General features: G+C 69.0%; 12 protein-coding genes and 2 pseudogenes. 2 read left to right on the forward strand and 12 right to left on the reverse strand.

What is annotated here, in order from left to right:
- Positions 1-612: 612 nt before the first annotated feature.
- From OG611_RS38080 to OG611_RS38120, 9 genes are all read right to left on the reverse strand, one after another.
- Positions 613-2,259 (reverse strand): pyruvate, phosphate dikinase, encoded by a 1,647-nt coding sequence (locus OG611_RS38080; RefSeq protein ID WP_266430910.1) that lies wholly within the window; start codon positions 2,257-2,259, stop codon positions 613-615.
- Between the two features lie 77 nt (positions 2,260-2,336).
- On the reverse strand, positions 2,337-2,969 hold the full coding sequence (locus tag OG611_RS38085; RefSeq protein ID WP_266430912.1) for a transcriptional regulator: 633 nt from the start codon (positions 2,967-2,969) through the stop codon (positions 2,337-2,339).
- The gene (locus OG611_RS38090) at positions 2,966-4,171 is read right to left on the reverse strand and encodes a helix-turn-helix domain-containing protein (RefSeq protein ID WP_266430914.1); all 1,206 of its coding nucleotides are present in this window, start codon (positions 4,169-4,171) and stop codon (positions 2,966-2,968) included. Before OG611_RS38090 ends, OG611_RS38085 begins: the two co-directional genes overlap by 4 nt.
- A gap of 374 nt (positions 4,172-4,545) precedes the next feature.
- Complete coding sequence (locus OG611_RS38095; RefSeq protein ID WP_266430916.1) at positions 4,546-6,369, reverse strand: glycoside hydrolase family 15 protein; 1,824 nt, start codon at positions 6,367-6,369, stop codon at positions 4,546-4,548.
- A 103-nt stretch (positions 6,370-6,472) separates the two neighbouring features.
- Positions 6,473-7,690 (reverse strand): cytochrome P450, encoded by a 1,218-nt coding sequence (locus tag OG611_RS38100; protein ID WP_266430918.1) that lies wholly within the window; start codon positions 7,688-7,690, stop codon positions 6,473-6,475.
- A 13-nt stretch (positions 7,691-7,703) separates the two neighbouring features.
- Positions 7,704-9,095, reverse strand: a complete 1,392-nt coding sequence (locus OG611_RS38105) for an NAD(P)/FAD-dependent oxidoreductase (protein WP_266430920.1) — start codon at positions 9,093-9,095, stop codon at positions 7,704-7,706.
- A complete protein-coding gene (locus OG611_RS38110) occupies positions 9,092-9,319 on the reverse strand; it encodes a ferredoxin (protein ID WP_266430922.1) in 228 nt (75 codons plus the stop codon). Before OG611_RS38110 ends, OG611_RS38105 begins: the two co-directional genes overlap by 4 nt.
- A gap of 599 nt (positions 9,320-9,918) precedes the next feature.
- The gene (locus tag OG611_RS38115; protein ID WP_266430924.1) at positions 9,919-10,839 is read right to left on the reverse strand and encodes an aldose 1-epimerase family protein; all 921 of its coding nucleotides are present in this window, start codon (positions 10,837-10,839) and stop codon (positions 9,919-9,921) included.
- Between the two features lie 315 nt (positions 10,840-11,154).
- Positions 11,155-11,961: an SDR family oxidoreductase gene (locus OG611_RS38120; RefSeq protein WP_266430926.1), complete on the reverse strand. Its 807-nt coding sequence runs from the start codon at positions 11,959-11,961 to the stop codon at positions 11,155-11,157.
- Positions 11,962-12,617: 656 nt separating this feature from the next.
- Between OG611_RS38120 and OG611_RS38125 the strand changes: the two genes are divergently transcribed.
- Complete coding sequence (locus tag OG611_RS38125; protein WP_266430927.1) at positions 12,618-13,058, forward strand: restriction endonuclease; 441 nt, start codon at positions 12,618-12,620, stop codon at positions 13,056-13,058.
- Positions 13,059-13,147: 89 nt separating this feature from the next.
- A pseudogene (locus tag OG611_RS38130) lies at positions 13,148-13,261 on the forward strand (SMI1/KNR4 family protein); the annotation flags it as partial.
- Positions 13,262-13,352: 91 nt separating this feature from the next.
- Here the strand turns inward: OG611_RS38130 and OG611_RS38135 are convergent.
- The 3 genes and pseudogenes from OG611_RS38135 to OG611_RS38145 all read right to left on the reverse strand — a co-directional run.
- Positions 13,353-13,568: pseudogene (locus tag OG611_RS38135) on the reverse strand (alpha/beta hydrolase); the annotation flags it as partial.
- 122 nt (positions 13,569-13,690) lie between these two features.
- On the reverse strand, positions 13,691-13,963 hold the full coding sequence (locus tag OG611_RS38140; RefSeq protein WP_266430928.1) for a hypothetical protein: 273 nt from the start codon (positions 13,961-13,963) through the stop codon (positions 13,691-13,693).
- Between the two features lie 66 nt (positions 13,964-14,029).
- Positions 14,030-15,985 carry a hypothetical protein gene (locus OG611_RS38145; protein WP_266430929.1) on the reverse strand — a complete coding sequence of 652 codons (1,956 nt, stop codon included), beginning with the start codon at positions 15,983-15,985 and terminating at the stop codon, positions 14,030-14,032.
- Positions 15,986-16,123: the final 138 nt, after the last annotated feature.

Here is a 16,123-nt window from a genome sequence, read left to right on the forward strand (position 1 = left end):
GCATGCGGACGTTGCTCCTGGCGGCTCCACTCAAACAGCCTGTACACGCGGGACTCCTGGCACATGATGTGGGCAAGACGTCCATCCTGCTGCCCCGCAACGCTTCGGGCCGACCATTGCTCCAGCCAATGGCATGTCAGGACCTTCGCGCGGGGGTGTCCATGCCCTTCGTCAAGTCCGAGGTGATCACGCGGCGGCTGCCTCGGGCAGGCGTGATTCGTAGAAGCTGCCGTTGCGGGGCATGGTGAACAGGACGCTGACGCGGTGGCGGGCGAGGTGGAGGAGGGCCTGGGTGTTGGTGTCCTGAACGTGAAAGAGAACTGTTTGCGGTGAGCTGGGCAGTGAGAGCGTCCGTGCGGCGTGCGTGGCGCCGGGTCAGGTTCGGTATCTGCTCGACGAACGTCCGCCGGTCGCATTGATCGTTCCCGCACACGAGCCGGCGGGCCCGTAGTTCCAGTCGTACACGCTTGCCTGCGACCGGACGATCCGGTTTTCTCCGAGCAGACCAGTACCCGGATCAAGGTACGGCCCGAACTTGAGAAGGCGCTCGCGCTGGCCCGCCCGTTCAAGGGTTCACGCCGACCGAGTCTCGCGCGCCCCGCATGAACGCCGTCAGCTCTCCGGTTTGTCGCCGGTCCGCCGGAGGGCGGCCTGTGCCGAGGTGAGGCGTTCGGATTCGTTGCGGCCCGTGGTCCTGTCGCCCGCGACGTCGTCGGCCCAGCCCAGCAGCCGGTGCAGCTGTGGGTCGGTCGAGGACGCGACGATGCGGGGCTCGCCGACGACGACCTCTCCGCCCGTTCCGTCAACGGCGATGAGGGTGCCTTCGGACAGGGTGCGTCCGCTTGCCCGGACGCAGCCGTCGGCGGCGTCGACGGTGAGGTTCGCGGCCCCCACGACGGCGGGTTTCCCCATAGACCGCGCCACCACGGCCGCATGACTCGTCGGGCCGCCGCGAGCGGTGACCACCCCGGCGGCGGCGGCCAGGCCGTGCATGTCGAGCGGGGAGGTTTCGGGGCGCAGCAGGACGACCGGCCCTCCCGCGGCGAGCCGGGCCGCGCTGTCGGCGGTGGTCGCCACTTGGCCGACAGCGACTCCCGGGGAGGCGCCCAGCCCTCGGGTGAACAGGTCGCGGGGGTCGATCGCCGCGATCCGAGGCGTACGTACGTGGGTGAGGTGCTGCGGTGAAACGCGGAGCAGCGCCTCGTCGCGCCCGATCGTTCCCGCGTCGGCCAGGTCGACCGCGACCCGGACTGCGGCGCGCCCGACGAACCGACCGCGGCGCACCTGCAGGATCCACAGTTCACCCGCCTCGAAGGTGAACTCGACGTAGCACGCGTCGCGGTAGTTCTCCTCGAGCCGGGTCAGGGCGGACAGCAGGCGGGTCCACACCTCGGGTTCCCGGTCGGCCAGTTCGCTCAGGGGCTCGGTCAGTGACGAGCCCGAGACGACGTCTTCGCCTTGGCGGCCGAACAGGGCCTCACCGAAGGGGACATGCTCGCCGGTGTTGGGATCACGGCTGAACGCGACGCCCGTCCCGCTGCGTTGGTCACGATTGCCGAACACCATCGCCTGTACGGTCACGGCGGTGCCGAGGTCGTGCGGGATGCCGTGCAGTTCGCGGTAGGTCTTCGCGCGTGGTGTGTTCCACGACGAGAACACGGCTTCGACGGCGAGCTCCAACTGGCGGGTGGCGTTCTCGGGCACGCTGTCGCCGCTGCGTTCTGCGATGAGCTGCTCGACGCCCTGGATCGCCTCGGCGAGGCGGCTCGTGTCGGTGTTCTGTCCGGCGAGCGCACGGTCGATGCCCGCCAGGCTCTCCGGGCCCACGCCGACGACCTGGGAGGCGAAGCTGGTCAGAAACCTCAGCCGCGAGTCGAGTGCGAACCGCAGGTCGCCCGTCTCGTCGGCCAGGGTGGTGGTCGCCCCGGTGGTGAGCCCGAGGTTGAGGACGGTGCTCATCATTCCGGGCATCGACACGCTGCCGCCGGAGCGAACGGACACCGCAAGCGGCCGCCGTGGACCGCCGAGCCTGCGGTGCGTGGCGGCTTCGAGGCCGGCGACGGCGGCTGTCAGTTCGGTGTCAAGGCCGCTCGGCAGCCGTCCGGTACGGAGGAAGGCGCGGCACGCCTCCGTGCTGATGACGAAGCCCGGCGGCACGGGCAGTCCCAGACGGCGGAGCACGACGAGACCGAGTGCCTTGCCGCCGAGGACTTCCGCCGTCTCCTCGACCTCAGCCGAAATAGGGTGAATCCAGGTCATCGCGTGGTCATCTCTGCGTCGCCTTTGCTGATTCGGCCGCGGGTCCTGCGCCGTGCGCGGGGTGGCGGGCGGCGGATTCAATGGCGCGGGATACCGAGGGTGGCCAGCAGGTCCTCGTGCAGCTGGAACCACACGGTGTGATACGAGGACGTGCTGTCCGTCACGTACTCCAGAGCGCCGGCCCTTGCCCGGGCGAGCGCGTCGGCGAGCCGGACGGGGTAGCGCTGGAAGCGGAGCAGCGCCGCGGACAGCTCTGCGCAGAGGGGCTCGGCACGCTGGTGGAACTCCGTGAACCGGTCGAGCACCCGGGCGTCGTAGGAGGGGTCGCTGTGGTCGTTCATCGTCATGGAGCCGTCTACGGTGCGGGTCTGCCACGCCGTGCAGAGATCTAGCAGCTCGGGGTTGAGCACCAGGAACCGGTCGAACGCCGCGGTCAGTCGGGCCCGGGCTCCGGCTTCCTCCAACTCGTCGGCGATCCGCCCGGCGTCCGCGGCTCGGCCCTCCTCCGTAAGGCCCCATCCGCCGAAGTCGCCCGCGGCATGGGTGACGAGTCCGGCCACGGCGAGGTCGATCAGTTCCGATTCGACGTCGGACTCGAGGAGTCCCGAGGTCCTGGCCACCCCGGAGAGGCCGGAGAAGCCGATGCAGCGGAGGGTGTGAAGCACCAGGAGGTCGGTGCTGGTCGCGTGGGACGAAACAGGCTGGGTCATGGCGCGGCCCCATCGGGTGTGGTGTGGGAGACATCTGCGGTCATGAGATCGAAGGTGGCCGCTCCATGGGCGGCACCAGGTCCTTGGGCTCGGGTGACGATCGTGCCGTGCTGCACGCGTACCGCGTACTCGGTGGCGTCGTCGGCATCCGGTACGCCGACGGCCGACGCCAGCAGACCGCGCTCGTCCAGGACGAGGCGGAGGCGTGGCCAGGCGCCGGGTTCGAACACGCGCCGCAGGCACCGGGCGAAGTCGCCGGCCCTCAGCTGTACGAGGCGGCCGGTCTCGGCCGGGTCCGCCGTCGTGACGACCACGGTGATCCGGTCGCCGGTCCGTGCGGCGCGGACAGCCTCCTCGGCGGCTTTCAGCCGGTTGGTGCCGAGGAGCGTGATCACCCCGTCCTCGGCGAAGCCGACAGGGCGGTGCGTGATGAGATCCTGCAGCTCCTGCGGCGGAGACCAGCGGTCCCGGCAGGCTCGGGCCGACGGGACGTAGGGCAGGTGCGGAGGGTTCCAGGTGTCGGCGAGGGTGAGCCCGCCCAGATGCGCGCAGGCCTGAACGATGTCGAAGGGGTCGCCGAAGCCGAGCGCCGGATCCGCCGAGGCACCCGGGCCCTCCAGCAGCCTCAGGACCAGTTGGGCCCGCCGGACTTGACGCACGGACGGGGCATCGGCGGGCGCGTGCGACTCGAGCGCGAGTGCCAGCAGCAGAGCCTCGAGGTGGGTCACCTGTCCGAACGCGTCGCGGATCGGTCCGTCGTCGAGAACCCCGGCCGGCGAGCTGAGATGCACCCGGCCGAAGGAGGGGGTGCCGTCGGCCAGGGGCATTCGTTCGAGCCAGGTCCGGGCGAATGCGCCCAACGCGTCGGCGATGGATCCCGCAGACGGTGTCGGAGGCTGCGGGACCGCGCTGGCGGTGTCAGACTCCGCGATGGCGTTCTGCTCCGTCGTGCCGCTCCGCTCCGCGGTGCCGCTGTGCTCAGCCGTGGCGGCACGCTCGACCATGTCGACCAGCACCGCCAGATAGAGAGCGCGTTTGCTCGGGAAGTTCGAGTACACCGCGCCACGCGTCAGCTCGGCCCGCTCGGCGATCTCGTCCACCTTTGCCGCCGCGTAGCCGCGCTCGGTGAACTCCGCCTTCGCCGCGGCGAGTACGGCCGCGCGCGTGCGCTCCTGCTGCTGAGCCCGGGTCAGACGCGCCATCCGCGACACCTCCCTGTCCGTTCGCCGCCGTTCACAGCAAAAGATACACAGAACATCCTGATGATTGGACCATCCGAGTTCGGGACGACGCGAAGCGGGACGGATGCCGGTGTGGATCCGAGCCCGCTCAGGTCCCGGAGAACCCCTCTGCCCCTGTTACCAGCGCATGTCGTGGGCATCCAGATCCGCACGGCGATGTTCGGTGAGCTTGTCGGCGGGTTTGCGGATGTTGGCTGTGGCGGCTCGGCGACGACCTGGTTGTCCGGTTGCCCTGGGCGACGCGGTGCGCGCGAGAGCAGTCGCCGGTACAGCACATCGAACTCCGCCGCGGTCAGCTGTGGGCCGCCTGCCGGACGCGCATGCGTGACCGTGGGTCAGCTCAGCGCCTTCTCCGCGTCGAGCGCCTCGTCGAGGGTGATGGCGGCCATGATCAGGGACAGATGGGTGAACGCCTGCGGGAAGTTGCCCAGTTGCTCCCCGCTCGGGCCGATCTCCTCGGCGAACAGCCCTACGTGGTTGGCGTAGGTCTGCATCTTCTCGAAGGTGTAGCGGGCCTGGTCCAGCCGCCCCGCCCGGGCGAGCGCGTCGACGTAGAGGAAGGTGCACAGACTGAATGTGCCCTCCGAGCCGCGCAGCCCGTCCGGCGATGCCGCCGGGTCGTAGCGGTAGACAAGGCTGTCGGAGACAAGCTTGCGGTCCATCGCGTCGAGCGTGGAGAGCCACGCCGGGTCCCGGGGAGCGATGAACCCGACCCTGGGCATGAGTAGCAGCGAGGCGTCCAGGACCTTGCCGTCGTAGTGCTGGACGAAGGCGCGCTCCTTCTCGCTCCAGCCGCGTTCCATGATCTGCTCGAATACGGCGTCCCTCGCCTCGCGCCACCGCTCCAGGGCGGCCGGCCTGCGGAAGGACTCGGCCAGACGCAGCCCGTGGTCGAAGGCAACCCACGACATCACCCGGCTGTAGGTGAAGTCCTGGCGACCGCCGCGGGTCTCCCAGATGCCCTCGTCCGGCCGGTCCCAGGTGTCTGCGAACCAGTCCAGCGTCCTGGTGAGCGCCTGCCATCCCTCGAAACTGGCCTGCTGCGCGATCTCGGCACCCTGGGACACCGCGTAGAGGGCTTCGCCGTAGATGTCCAGCTGGAGCTGGTCGGCGGCGCCGTTGCCGATGCGGACGGGGTAAGAGCCGCGGTAGCCCTCGAAGTGATCGAGTGTCTCTTCCGGCAGGTCGGGGCTGCCGTCGATCCGGTACATGGTCTGGAGCGGCTCCTCCTCCTTGCCCTTGCGCTCCCGCAGCCTGTTGACCAGCCAGTGGACGAAGGCGGTGGCCTCCTCGACGAAGCCGAGGTCCAGCATGGCCCGCACGGACAGCGAGCCGTCGCGTACCCAGGTGAACCGGTAGTCCCAGTTCCGCTCTCCGCCGACCTGCTCGGGCAGGCCCGTGGTGGCCGCCGCGATCAGCGCGCCGGTGGGGGCGTAGGTGAGGAGTTTGAGGGTGATGGCCGAGCGGTGCACCAGCTCGGGCCACCGTCCCCGGTAGCGGGACCGGCTCAGCCAGTGCCGCCAGAACTGGGCGACTTCGTCGAATTGCCCGTTGAGCCCTTCGACCGTGGGGGGTGCGGGCGCCTCGCCGTCGGACGCGCAGACGGTGAAGACGGCACCGCCGGACTCGCCGGCGCTCAGTGTCACCCTTCCGCGCACGTCCCGGCCGTCCCGCTCCAGCGGAAAGGTGGACTGCAGGTGCCCGTCGATCCCGGGGGCCCGGAACAGAGCGCCGTTCCCGCCGAGTTCGAGCTCGTGCTCGGCCCGGCCGTAGTCGAAGCGCGGCCGGCACTCAAGGGTGAAGTCGACGGTCCCCCGCACGGTACGGACGCCGCGGACCAGGGTGTGCCGGTCGGTGGCGGCGCGGGTCCGGTCCGGGGACATGAAGTCGACCACCTCGCCCACTCCGTCCGGCGACAGGAACCGGGTGACGAGGATGGCGGTGTCAGGGTAGTAGAGCTGCTTGCAGGTCCCGTCGGAATGCTCGGGGGCCAGCCGCATGTACCCGCCGCGGTCGTGGTCGAGCAGGGCCGCGAAGATGCTGGGCGAATCGAACCTGGGAGCGGCGAACCAGTCGACGACGCCCTGCGACGAGACGAGCGCGGCGGTCTGCAGGTCACCCACCAGGCCGTGTTCGGCGATGGGAGGGTAACGGTCCATTGCGGCTCCGAGGTCTCGGAAGGGTTCTTCTCCAGGTAGAGGTCACCACTGAGGTGAGCGGGGCGCCGGCGCGCATTGCTGCTGCCCTCGGCTGCCGCGTTCATCACTGGCTCTGCTCGATGTGCAGATGGATGGGACCTCGCAGGATGGGGCTGGGCCGGTACGGTGGCGGGTCGGCGACCAGCCTCGGCCGGTCCAGGCGGCGTACCAGTTCGGTCAGTGCGATCTGGGTTTCCAGTCGGGCCAGCGGGCCGCCGAAGCACAGATGGATGCCACTGCCGAAGCCCAGGTGCTGGTTGTCCTGGCGATCGGGGTCGAAGCGGTCGGGATCGTGGAAGCGGTCCGGGTCGCGGCTGCCCGAGGCCAGCATGAGCATGATCTGCGAGCCCTTGGGGATGACGGTGTCGGCGACGGTGATGTCGCTGTACGCCGCCCGCCAGGGAATGATGTGCACGGGGGGTTCGTAGCGCAGCAGTTCCTCGACCAGCGGCACGATCAGGTCCGGTTCGTCGCGCAGCCGCTGCAGCACCCGCGGGTGGCGCAGGAGCGTCAGCATGCCGTTGGCGATGAGGTTGACGGTGGTCTCGTGGCCGGCGATGAGCAGTAGGTTCGCGGTGCTGACGATTTCGTCGTCGGTCATCCGCCCGTCGGGCCCGTCATCGTTGGCCAGCCGTGTCAGCAGGTCGTCGCCGGGCCGGCCGTGGCGTTGCTCCAGCAGCCCGCCGAGGTACTCGCGCAGGTCAGTGGTGGCCTGCACGCCGTTGTCCAGTTTCTCCTTCGGGTCGGTCCTGGGGTCGTAGTCGAGCGAGTCGATGATGGCGTTCACCCACACGTGGAACTGCGGTTCGTCCTCGCGCGGCACGCCGAGCAGGTGGCAGATCACGGTGACGGGAAACGGGTAGGCGAAGTCGTCGACGATGTCGATCTGCTGTTTGCCCGCGAAGTCGTCGATCAGGCCGCTGACGGTGGCGGTCAGGTCGGGTTCCATGCCGGTCACCAGACCCGGGGTGTGCGGGGGGCCGAAGTGACGCATCGCCAGGCGCCGCAGGCGGTCGTGCTCGGGCGGGTCGAGGTTGATGAACGACGGCGTGGTACGTGCCTCGGCCGCGGCCATCGGCCGCGACAGGTGGCGGACATCGGAGCTCAGGTGCGGGTCGTGCAGTATGCCGGTGAGCTCGCGGTAGGCACTGATGACGTAGCTGCCATCCTCCTGCAGGGCCACCGGCGTCTCGCGCAGCTCGGCGTACAGCGGATATGGGTCAGCCCGGGCGGAGTAATCGAGGATCCGGCGCAGGATGTCGGGCGTCTCGGTCGTGGTCATGTCGCTTTCCCTCCTACCGGTGCTGCCACGCGGCCGTGACGCGCCGCTCGCCCGGGTCGTGCCCGGTGACGACCACCGTGGCGCCCTGGGCGAGCAGCCTGGGGCCGGGGAAGTCGACAGGCACCGGCTTCGCGTCGACGGGTTCGTCGGGCGTGGGGCAGGGCGGCGGGAAGGGCGCGGCCGTCTCGATCAACTGCCGGTAGTGGTCCAGCCACTTCGCGTTGTTGAAACTGACCGCCGCGGTGACGCGGCCCTGGTAGCCGTACGCGGCGACGAAGCGGCGGTCGGGCACCGACCCCTGGGTGACGACGACCTCGTCGGCGAAAGTCGGTACACCAACGGACTTGATGTTGACGCCGAACTGGATCGACCAGAACGTCGGGATGGACAGGTGCGGCCAGCGGTCCGCCTGAGCGCTGACCATGTTGTGCGCCGCGACCTGGGCCTGCTCCACAGCGTTGACCCAGTGCTCCAGCGAGATGAGCCGGTACTCGTAGATCGGGTTCGGGCAACGTGCCACGTCTCCGGCGACGAAGATGTCATCGGTGATCAGGCCGTTCAGATCGAGGGCGCGGCAGCCCGTGTCGCAGGCGATACCCCATGGGCCTGCCGCCAGTCCCGAGTCGCGCAGCCACTCGGTGTTGCGGATGCCGCCGAGCGCCACCACCGCCACGTCGGCGTCGATGGTGCTGCCGTCGTCGAAGTGGGCGCGGTGAAAGCGCCCCTGCGCGTCGCCCTCCAGCTGGGTGACTTTGACACCGCAGCGCAGGTCGACGCCATGGGCGCGCTGCATGTCCGCCGCGACATCACCGATCACGGCGCCGAGCGCCCCGACCAGCGGGGCCGGCGCGAGCTCGGCGACGGTCACCGGGATATCCCGCTCGCGGCAGATAGAGGCGATCTCGGAGCCCGTGAAGCCCGCGCCGATGACCAGCACGCGGGAGGGCCCGGAGGCGAGGGCTCGCTGCAGGCCGTCGGCGTGCTCGCGCGTGCGCACGACGAACACTCCGTCCAGGGCCGCTTCGGTCTCGACGAACCAAGGCCGGGCCCGTACCCCGGTGGAGATCAGAACTCGGTCGAAAGGAACCTCGCGGCCGTCGGCGAGATGCACATGGTTGGTCGCCAGGTCCAGCCCGTCGGCGGGCACGCCCAGCAGCCACTCCGCATTGATGTCACGACGTCGCGGCAGCGTGGTGCCCCCGGCCGGCACCCACCCCGTCAGCACCTGCTTGGACAGCGGGGGCCGGTCATAGGGCTCACCCAACTCGTCACCGATCATGGTCAAGGAGCCGGTGAACCCCTCGTCGCGCAGAGCCTCCGCGGCTCGCAGTCCCGCCAGTGACGCCCCGACGATCACGACGCGGCCGTCGCGCTTGAACCCCTTCAGGGTATCGGCGCTGGTCATGACTGCGACGTCCCCACCGGCGCGTCCCGCCCCTCCAACTGCTCGACCAGAATCGCCTGGAGCGGGCAGGCTGCCGCGGCACGCAGCACCTGCTCGCGCTGACCATCGTCGGGGTTCGGGTTGTACATCAGCGCTTCTTCACCGTGCATCCGGAACGTGTCAGGAGCCAGGAACGCGCACTGCGCATACCCCTGACACCGGGAAAGATCAACGACAACTCTCATCCCGAACTCCATTTCAGGGACACAAAGCTGCGGACCCCGAGGCAGCACCACCACGGCGCCCAAAGCGCGAGGCACGCCTTCGAAGAAGGGAAACGGCAGCTACTCACTCCTGCGAATACGAAGGAGTGCACCACGCACATCAAAGGTCTCCGCAGGCACAATTGATCACCGCGAATGCGGACCGGGCGTCTGTAAAACCACCCGGAGAACCTGACCTTGCCCTCAATAGCCTATCCCGCGCGCACGGCGTCCGCACCCCGGAACAAGGGACGTGCGGACGTCCGTCCCCCCGGCGTCCGAGGGCTGACCGAATAGGAGAAGTATGCCTCTGAGCTGGTCGGATGGGGCCTGCTGAAGGGGCTGCCCAGTGCGGTCCAGGAAGCACTCCCCGGGGCCTCTGGAATTGCGGGTCACCGCCGAGCATGCCCCCTATGCGGGCCCGCAAGGAGGTCTACCGAACGACGTGCGACTACCGAATGACGGCTGCAGCTGCGGCGATCAGGCCTACCCGGGTTGTACGAGTGCGGCGTCCCTCCGAGGGCCACGTCGAAGGGTGAGGTGGTCCTCGGCCCAATGAGTCGAGGGCCATGACTGCGCCGTCATTCCCCCCACGGCGTAATCCCCCACCGGACGGTGTGCCGCTCACCCGGGCCGAGGCGGACGAGCGCCGTGCCGCTGCGGAACGCGTCCGGCGGGCAGGTCATCGGTTCGACGGCGACCGCGCGGCGCCGCTCCCCCGGTGGGAGGGCGTCGCCGGTGTAGAGCTGCACGTAGTCGGTTCCCTCACCGAGCCACACGTCCGTACCGAACGAACCCGACGGATGAGCCAGGCGAACCACGGCCCGCCCGTCCGTGTTCCGGTCGAGGTCGGCGAACGGGGTGTCCAGTCGGCGCGCTCCGACAGCCTGCGGCGTACGCAGGTCGTACGGCGTCCCGGCAACCGGCTCGGCGCTCACCGGCAGGCCGCGCTCATCGGTGCGCAGCCACGTCCGGGCGGGGACGGTCAGCACCGACTGGTCGACGACCGCGGTGCCCGCCGTGACGTAGGGATGCTGGCCGAAGCCGTAGGGTGCGGCGCTCTCGTCGAGGTTGCGCGCGGTGACAGTGACCTCGAGCCCGCCCTCACCCAGGGCGTACTGGACCCGGACGTGGAGATGGAAAGGGTAGCCCGGCTGTGGCCACAGCGAAGTGTCGAGGACCGCCCGGCTGTTGCTCGCCTCCACGACCTGCCACGAGGTCCACCGGAGCAGTCCGTGGATGGCGTTGCCGCCGGCCGGCTCGGTGAGCGGCAACTGCAGCTCCTGCCCGCCCCACCGGTACCGACCGTCCCGGACCCGGTTGGGCCACGGCACCAGGATCTGGCCGCGCCCGGCGGTGATCCGGTCCTCTGCGGTGAATCCGTAGATCACGGCGCGTTCACCGACCAAGTACGACCGCAGCGCCGCGCCCAGCTCGACGACGACCACACTGTGCGCGCCGCGGCGCAGGGTCAGCTGCCGTCCGGTGCGGCTCTCCTGCACGCGGGGCCTCCTTGGTTCGCCCGGCCGACGTCCTCGAACGTGGGCGTGATGGTGACCTGCGGTCTTGGCCTACTCGTTGGAGCGTGCGGCTCCGCACCGGCCCGGTCAAGCGCGACACGTTCCTGCCGACCCGATCGCCCGGCACGTTCGCCCACCGGGGCCACAGGCGGCGGAGCAACCGCCTTGGGCTGAAGGCGGACGCCGCGGATCGCCCACCGCGACCGGTGACCGCCGCGGCGCGCGAGCGGCGAACAACCCGGCGAAACCCGCCGAGGATCACCACCCGGCGGGCGTCACATGGTCTTGCACAGGGGATCAGCCTCCGGTGGCGAAGCCGGGGAAGAGCGTCATCCCACCGTCGACGTAGAGCGTGCTGCCGACGACGTAGTCGAGCAGGTCCGAGGACACGGCGACGACGGCGTTGGCGATGTCGTCCGGGTCGCCCACGCGGCGGTACGGAATCAGCCGCAGGAGGTCGGCCTCGGCCTCGGGGGTTGACCAGGCGTTGCGATTGATCGGTGTGCGGATCGCGCCGGGTGCAACCGCGTTGACCCTGATCCGATGGGGGGCCAGCTCCTGGGCGAGGGTCTGCATCAACATCCCCACTCCACCCTTGGAGGAGGCGTAGTTCACGTGCCCCGACCATGGGATGATCTGGTGGACCGAGCTCATGCAGATGATCTTCCCTGCCGACCGGGACACCTCTTCCACCACGCCGCGCCGCATGAACTCCTTGGCGGCCTCCCGAGCGCAGAGGAACTGCCCGGTCAGGTTGACGTCGATGACCTTCTGCCACTGCGCGAGCGTCATCTCCGTCACGGCCGAGTCCCGCTGGAGGCCGGCGTTGGCCACCAGGACGTCGATGGTTCCGAACTCCTCGACCATCCGGGCGACCATGGCGACCACCTGATCCTCGTTGGACACGTCGGCCTCGTGGGCGTAGGCGCGAACCCCGAAGCCCTCGATCTGCGCACAGACCTTCTCGGCCTCGTCCGCACCGACGACGTAATTCACCACCACGTCCGCTCCGGCCCGGCCCAGAGCAATGGCAGTCGCCTCGCCGATACCCGAGTTGGCACCGGTCACCAGCGCCTTCTGGCCCCTGAGCAGCTGCGCTGACATTGCCCCACTGTTCTCGTCGGCTTTTCCTGCCACCACGACCTCTCCTCTCGGCGTTTCGGACGGCACGCACTCAGGGAACGGGCGAGCGCCTGGGGATGGCCAGACGTCGGCTGGCCGCCAGGACAGACCCAGGGGCCGTCGCACATCCGGCCCCAGACGAAAGCACCCTCCGCCGCAGGCGGGACAGACCGGCGCGCAACGCAGCTGTATTTCGGCCGGGCACCTCACACGGTCGGGCTAAGAACTGCCCCCGAACCTTTCCCGGCAGGCCCCGTGCGGCCCGCCGGGGCCACCTGCGAGAGTGTCAGCTTGTATGACACCGGTCCGAATACTGGCGAGCCCGGATCCATGCTCAACCCCAGCTGTCGCCCCCTGTCCACATCACCCCAGGCCCCCGCGGATGCCTCCCAGATCTGCGCAGTCGCCGTCGTCGGCACCGTGAGCGCGCTGGATCAGCCATGAGAGCTCCGGGGCCCGGCTCCTGGAGTCGCACAGGCCGACGACGAACCGGTCGCGGTGCTGTCTGTGCCCATCCTCCATAGCGTCGAACGACACCGGCGCACCAGCAACGGAGGCGGCTACGCCCGCTTCCTTGCCCACACCACTCAGGCCCCGGACGACAGCATCGGCGACCACGACGACACGGCGAGGCGAAGGTGAGCGGCACCCACACCGCGCTCCTCGACCCCCAAGGCCTGATCGAAGCCGAACTCCCCCTGGACCGCGCCCGGTACGAAGCGCTCGTCACCGCCGTGCTCGCGTGGAAGGACCCGCACCTGGCACCCCGGGACTACGAGCAGATCGCTCTTCAGCCGACCGGACACGCCCGCGCGGTTGCCGACGACGTCCGGCGCCACGTCGCCTCCCTGCCGAGGAACGACGGCCGCGGCGCCCTCGCCGACATCGTCCTTCGCCAAACCGCCGGGCGCCCGTCCGCACCGCTGGAAGGAACCGCCTGCTGCGCCCAGAACTGTGCCCGGCTCGTGCGGACCCTCCACACGCGGCTGGACCGCCTCACAGAAGCCCTTTCCGCCCCGTTGTTGCGGGCCGGACACGTTACGGCCGCCGCCGCTACGGAAGGTGCGGCGAGCGCGTGATCTCGTTGAACTTCTCTCGCTCCTGCGCGGAGAGGCTTTCTGCTTGGTGAAAGGTAAACGCCCCATCGGCTTCCGGGCGGAGAAGGCGGTTGGCGTCGCTGAGATCAGGGGGCGACCTGGTTCTTGGCTGGGAGGCAGTCCATGCCTTTGAGGCAGAACACGGGATCGTGCTGCCCGAGCCGTTTCGGACCTTCGTCGCTGAGACCGCTGTGCCGATGTTCCCCAAGGCCGGTTTCGGTGTGTGCGCCCCGGCGACGCCGGCACCGCCCGCGTCGCCGGGTATCGCTGCCAGGGCTACGCCTCGCAGGTCAGGTCGTGTGCGGGGAGTCGTCCCGTGCGCAGGTAGGCGTTGACGCGCTCGTCGACGCAGGCGTTGCCGTACTCGCCGTACAGGCCGTGCTGGCGGGCACCCTCCACGGTGAGCAGCCGGGAGCTCGGCCACTGCTCGCGCATGGCCTCGGCGCCAGCGCAGAGGGTGCGGGGGTCGCCGGTGGCGTTGACGAGCAGGGCCGAAGCACCCGAAACCGGGTGGGGTTGGCCCCCAAAAAACTCAGCCCACAACCCCGAGAGTGAGAGGCGTACGCGGGACGCCGGCACCGCGCACGCGCTTGCTCAGCCGGTCGGCGGGGCGGCTACCACAGGGCGAAGCCGGTGCCGAGGTCGTCCGCGGGATTGAGCTCGAAGCGGTGCTCGCCGGTAAGTCTTGACGATTCCTCGTGCGAGTCGTCGTGCCGCCCCCGGCGTCTGGGGCGTCGGTACCTCGGCGTCCTCTCGTGTTCGGTACTCAGCCGCATCCGGTGGACGAGCTCGCACAGGGCGCCGGACTCGCCGGCGGAGGCCTGCTTCTCACCCCAGACACTTGCCCGCTCGTCGGTGTTCCAGATCGTCCAGGTGTACGAGGCCACAGCCCATGAACTGCGACCTCGTCACCTCAAGCACTGCTGCAGTGCTCAATTCATGACACTTTCTCGTTACGAGACTTGCACAGTGACCTTCTGTCCGGGTGCGACGGACACCTTTGCGTAGGTGCAGGTCTTTCCGTTGACGGTCTTCGTCTTGACTGCTTGGGGGACGCCGTTGACCTTGATCGTTGAGTGGCTGCCGGGGAAGCGGGCCTCCCACTTGTAGCGGGCCGAACCCGTGGCGTTGGTCAGGGTCGACTTGGTGGCACCGTCATGACGCAGGGTGAAGGTGTTACCGCCGATCTTGATGTCCTTGATCTGCAGCCAGCCCATTCCGGCAGGCATGCGGGACTGGGTGCTCAGGGCGTGCCCCGGGGCGTTGGGCTGCAAGCCCATGAGGCCCTCGACGGTCTGGCTCAGCAGGGTGTAGGAGACCTCGGGGTAGTCGCCGTTGGGGCCTTGCTTGGACACCGGGTGCTGGTCGTTCCGCTTGTCGTAGACGTACTGCATCCACTTCCAGGCCGTGTCGTTGTGCTCGTAGGCGAAGAAGGTGTCCGGCAGGTAGCTGATCGCCTCTATGTTGGACGGCTTGCCGCTGCCGCCGGCCTGCTCGTCGACATAGTCGAGGTAGGCGTCGGCGCGCGCCCCCGGATTGATGATCTGCTTCATGGGCATGAACCAGCTGTTCTCCTTGCCCCAGCCGGTGAGCGCCTTGCCGTCGGTGGTGTAGCCGCGGACCATGGCGGCCCCTGAGCCGGAGCCGCTCCAGGTGTCGTTGAAGTACGCCTTGAGGCTGTCGGCCCGCTGCTGGAACTCCTTGGACAGGGTTTTGTCGCCCTTGGCGGCGGCCAGGTCGGACATCGCCCGGTATGCCTGGTACTGGGATCCGATGGAGTCCCCGGACTCGGCCAGGTGCTCCTCTCCGACCTCGTTGTAGCTGGCGGCGCCGGCGAAGATGCCGTTGCCGGTGCCTTCGGCGACACCGTTGGGCTTGTTGGCGTCGTGGAGTCCGACGAAGTCCTTGGTCGCGTGCTTGTAGAAGTCCCAGAGCGTGCTGTCGTTGACGTAGGCGCTGTCGCCACTCCAGCGGTAGGCGTGATGGGCTTTCTCCACCAGCTCGAACGTGGCCGGGACCTCTCGGACGAAGGAGGTTGGGCTCCGGTAGTCGATCGAGAGGTATGTCTTGTTGTCGAAGTTGATGGCCCATACGGGGTAGTACTTGTGCTCGGACGTCGCGGAGCCGGCAAAGGCACGCAGCATGGCCTTGTTCGCGTCGTTCAGTCCGAGGACGGAGGCGCCGGCGAGCTGGTGAGCCATGTCGCGTGAGTAGTAGCCGCTGCGATGCGCATACCCGGCCCAGTAGGACGGGCCGTACGTGCCGGTGCCGGTTCCGGACCGGTTGCCCTCGTCGACGTTCAGCGGACCGGTCGTGCCGGGCATCTGGACCCAGCTGTTGGCCTTGCGCTTCGACCAGTCGAACATCTCGACGATCTTGGGGTCGGAGGACGAGATCACCGGGTCGACCGGGGCCGCGGGGGAGACCATGATGTCGTCGGCGTTGACCCAGCTGCTGCCGGACTCGAAGGCGAGCTCCAGCTGGTCGCCGCTTTTCAGGGACACCCGGCTGATCGTGTAGCGGGCGTAGCCGGACCGGCTGGGCAGATCCACCGCACCGGCCTGCGCGCCGTTCACCCGGGCGACGAACCTTCCCCCCGGGCCGCCGGTGGCGATCCAGGCGGAGAAGTCGTACGTACCGTCACCGGAGGCCGTGATGGTCTGCGCCACCTTTTTGCCGCTTCCGGCATCCAGGTACGCGAGCCTTGCGCCACCGTGCGGTGCGTTGGTGGCGACTCCGGTGCCGGAAGTGAACGTCCAGCCCGTGGTGCCGTCCTCGAAGCCGGGATTGCTGAGGGTCAGCGCTGAGGTCGCCGCGATGGCCGGACTGCCCAGGGTCAGTGGTGTGAGCGGGGCGAGTGTGGCGAGTGTGGCTACGACTGCCAGGCGGGCAGGACGGCGATGCCTCATGGCGTACTCCAGTGCGGGGCTCGAGTGAGTGGCCGAAAGCTAGCAGCGGCGCTCGGCGGGTTGCAATAGTCTTGCAAGCCCGCGATGCGGAATCGATCAGAAAGTTTTCAATCAACCATTGCAAGTGAGTGTTGCTGG

The sequence above is a fragment of the Streptomyces sp. NBC_01363 genome (genome assembly GCF_026340595.1).
GTDB lineage: Bacteria > Actinomycetota > Actinomycetes > Streptomycetales > Streptomycetaceae > Streptomyces.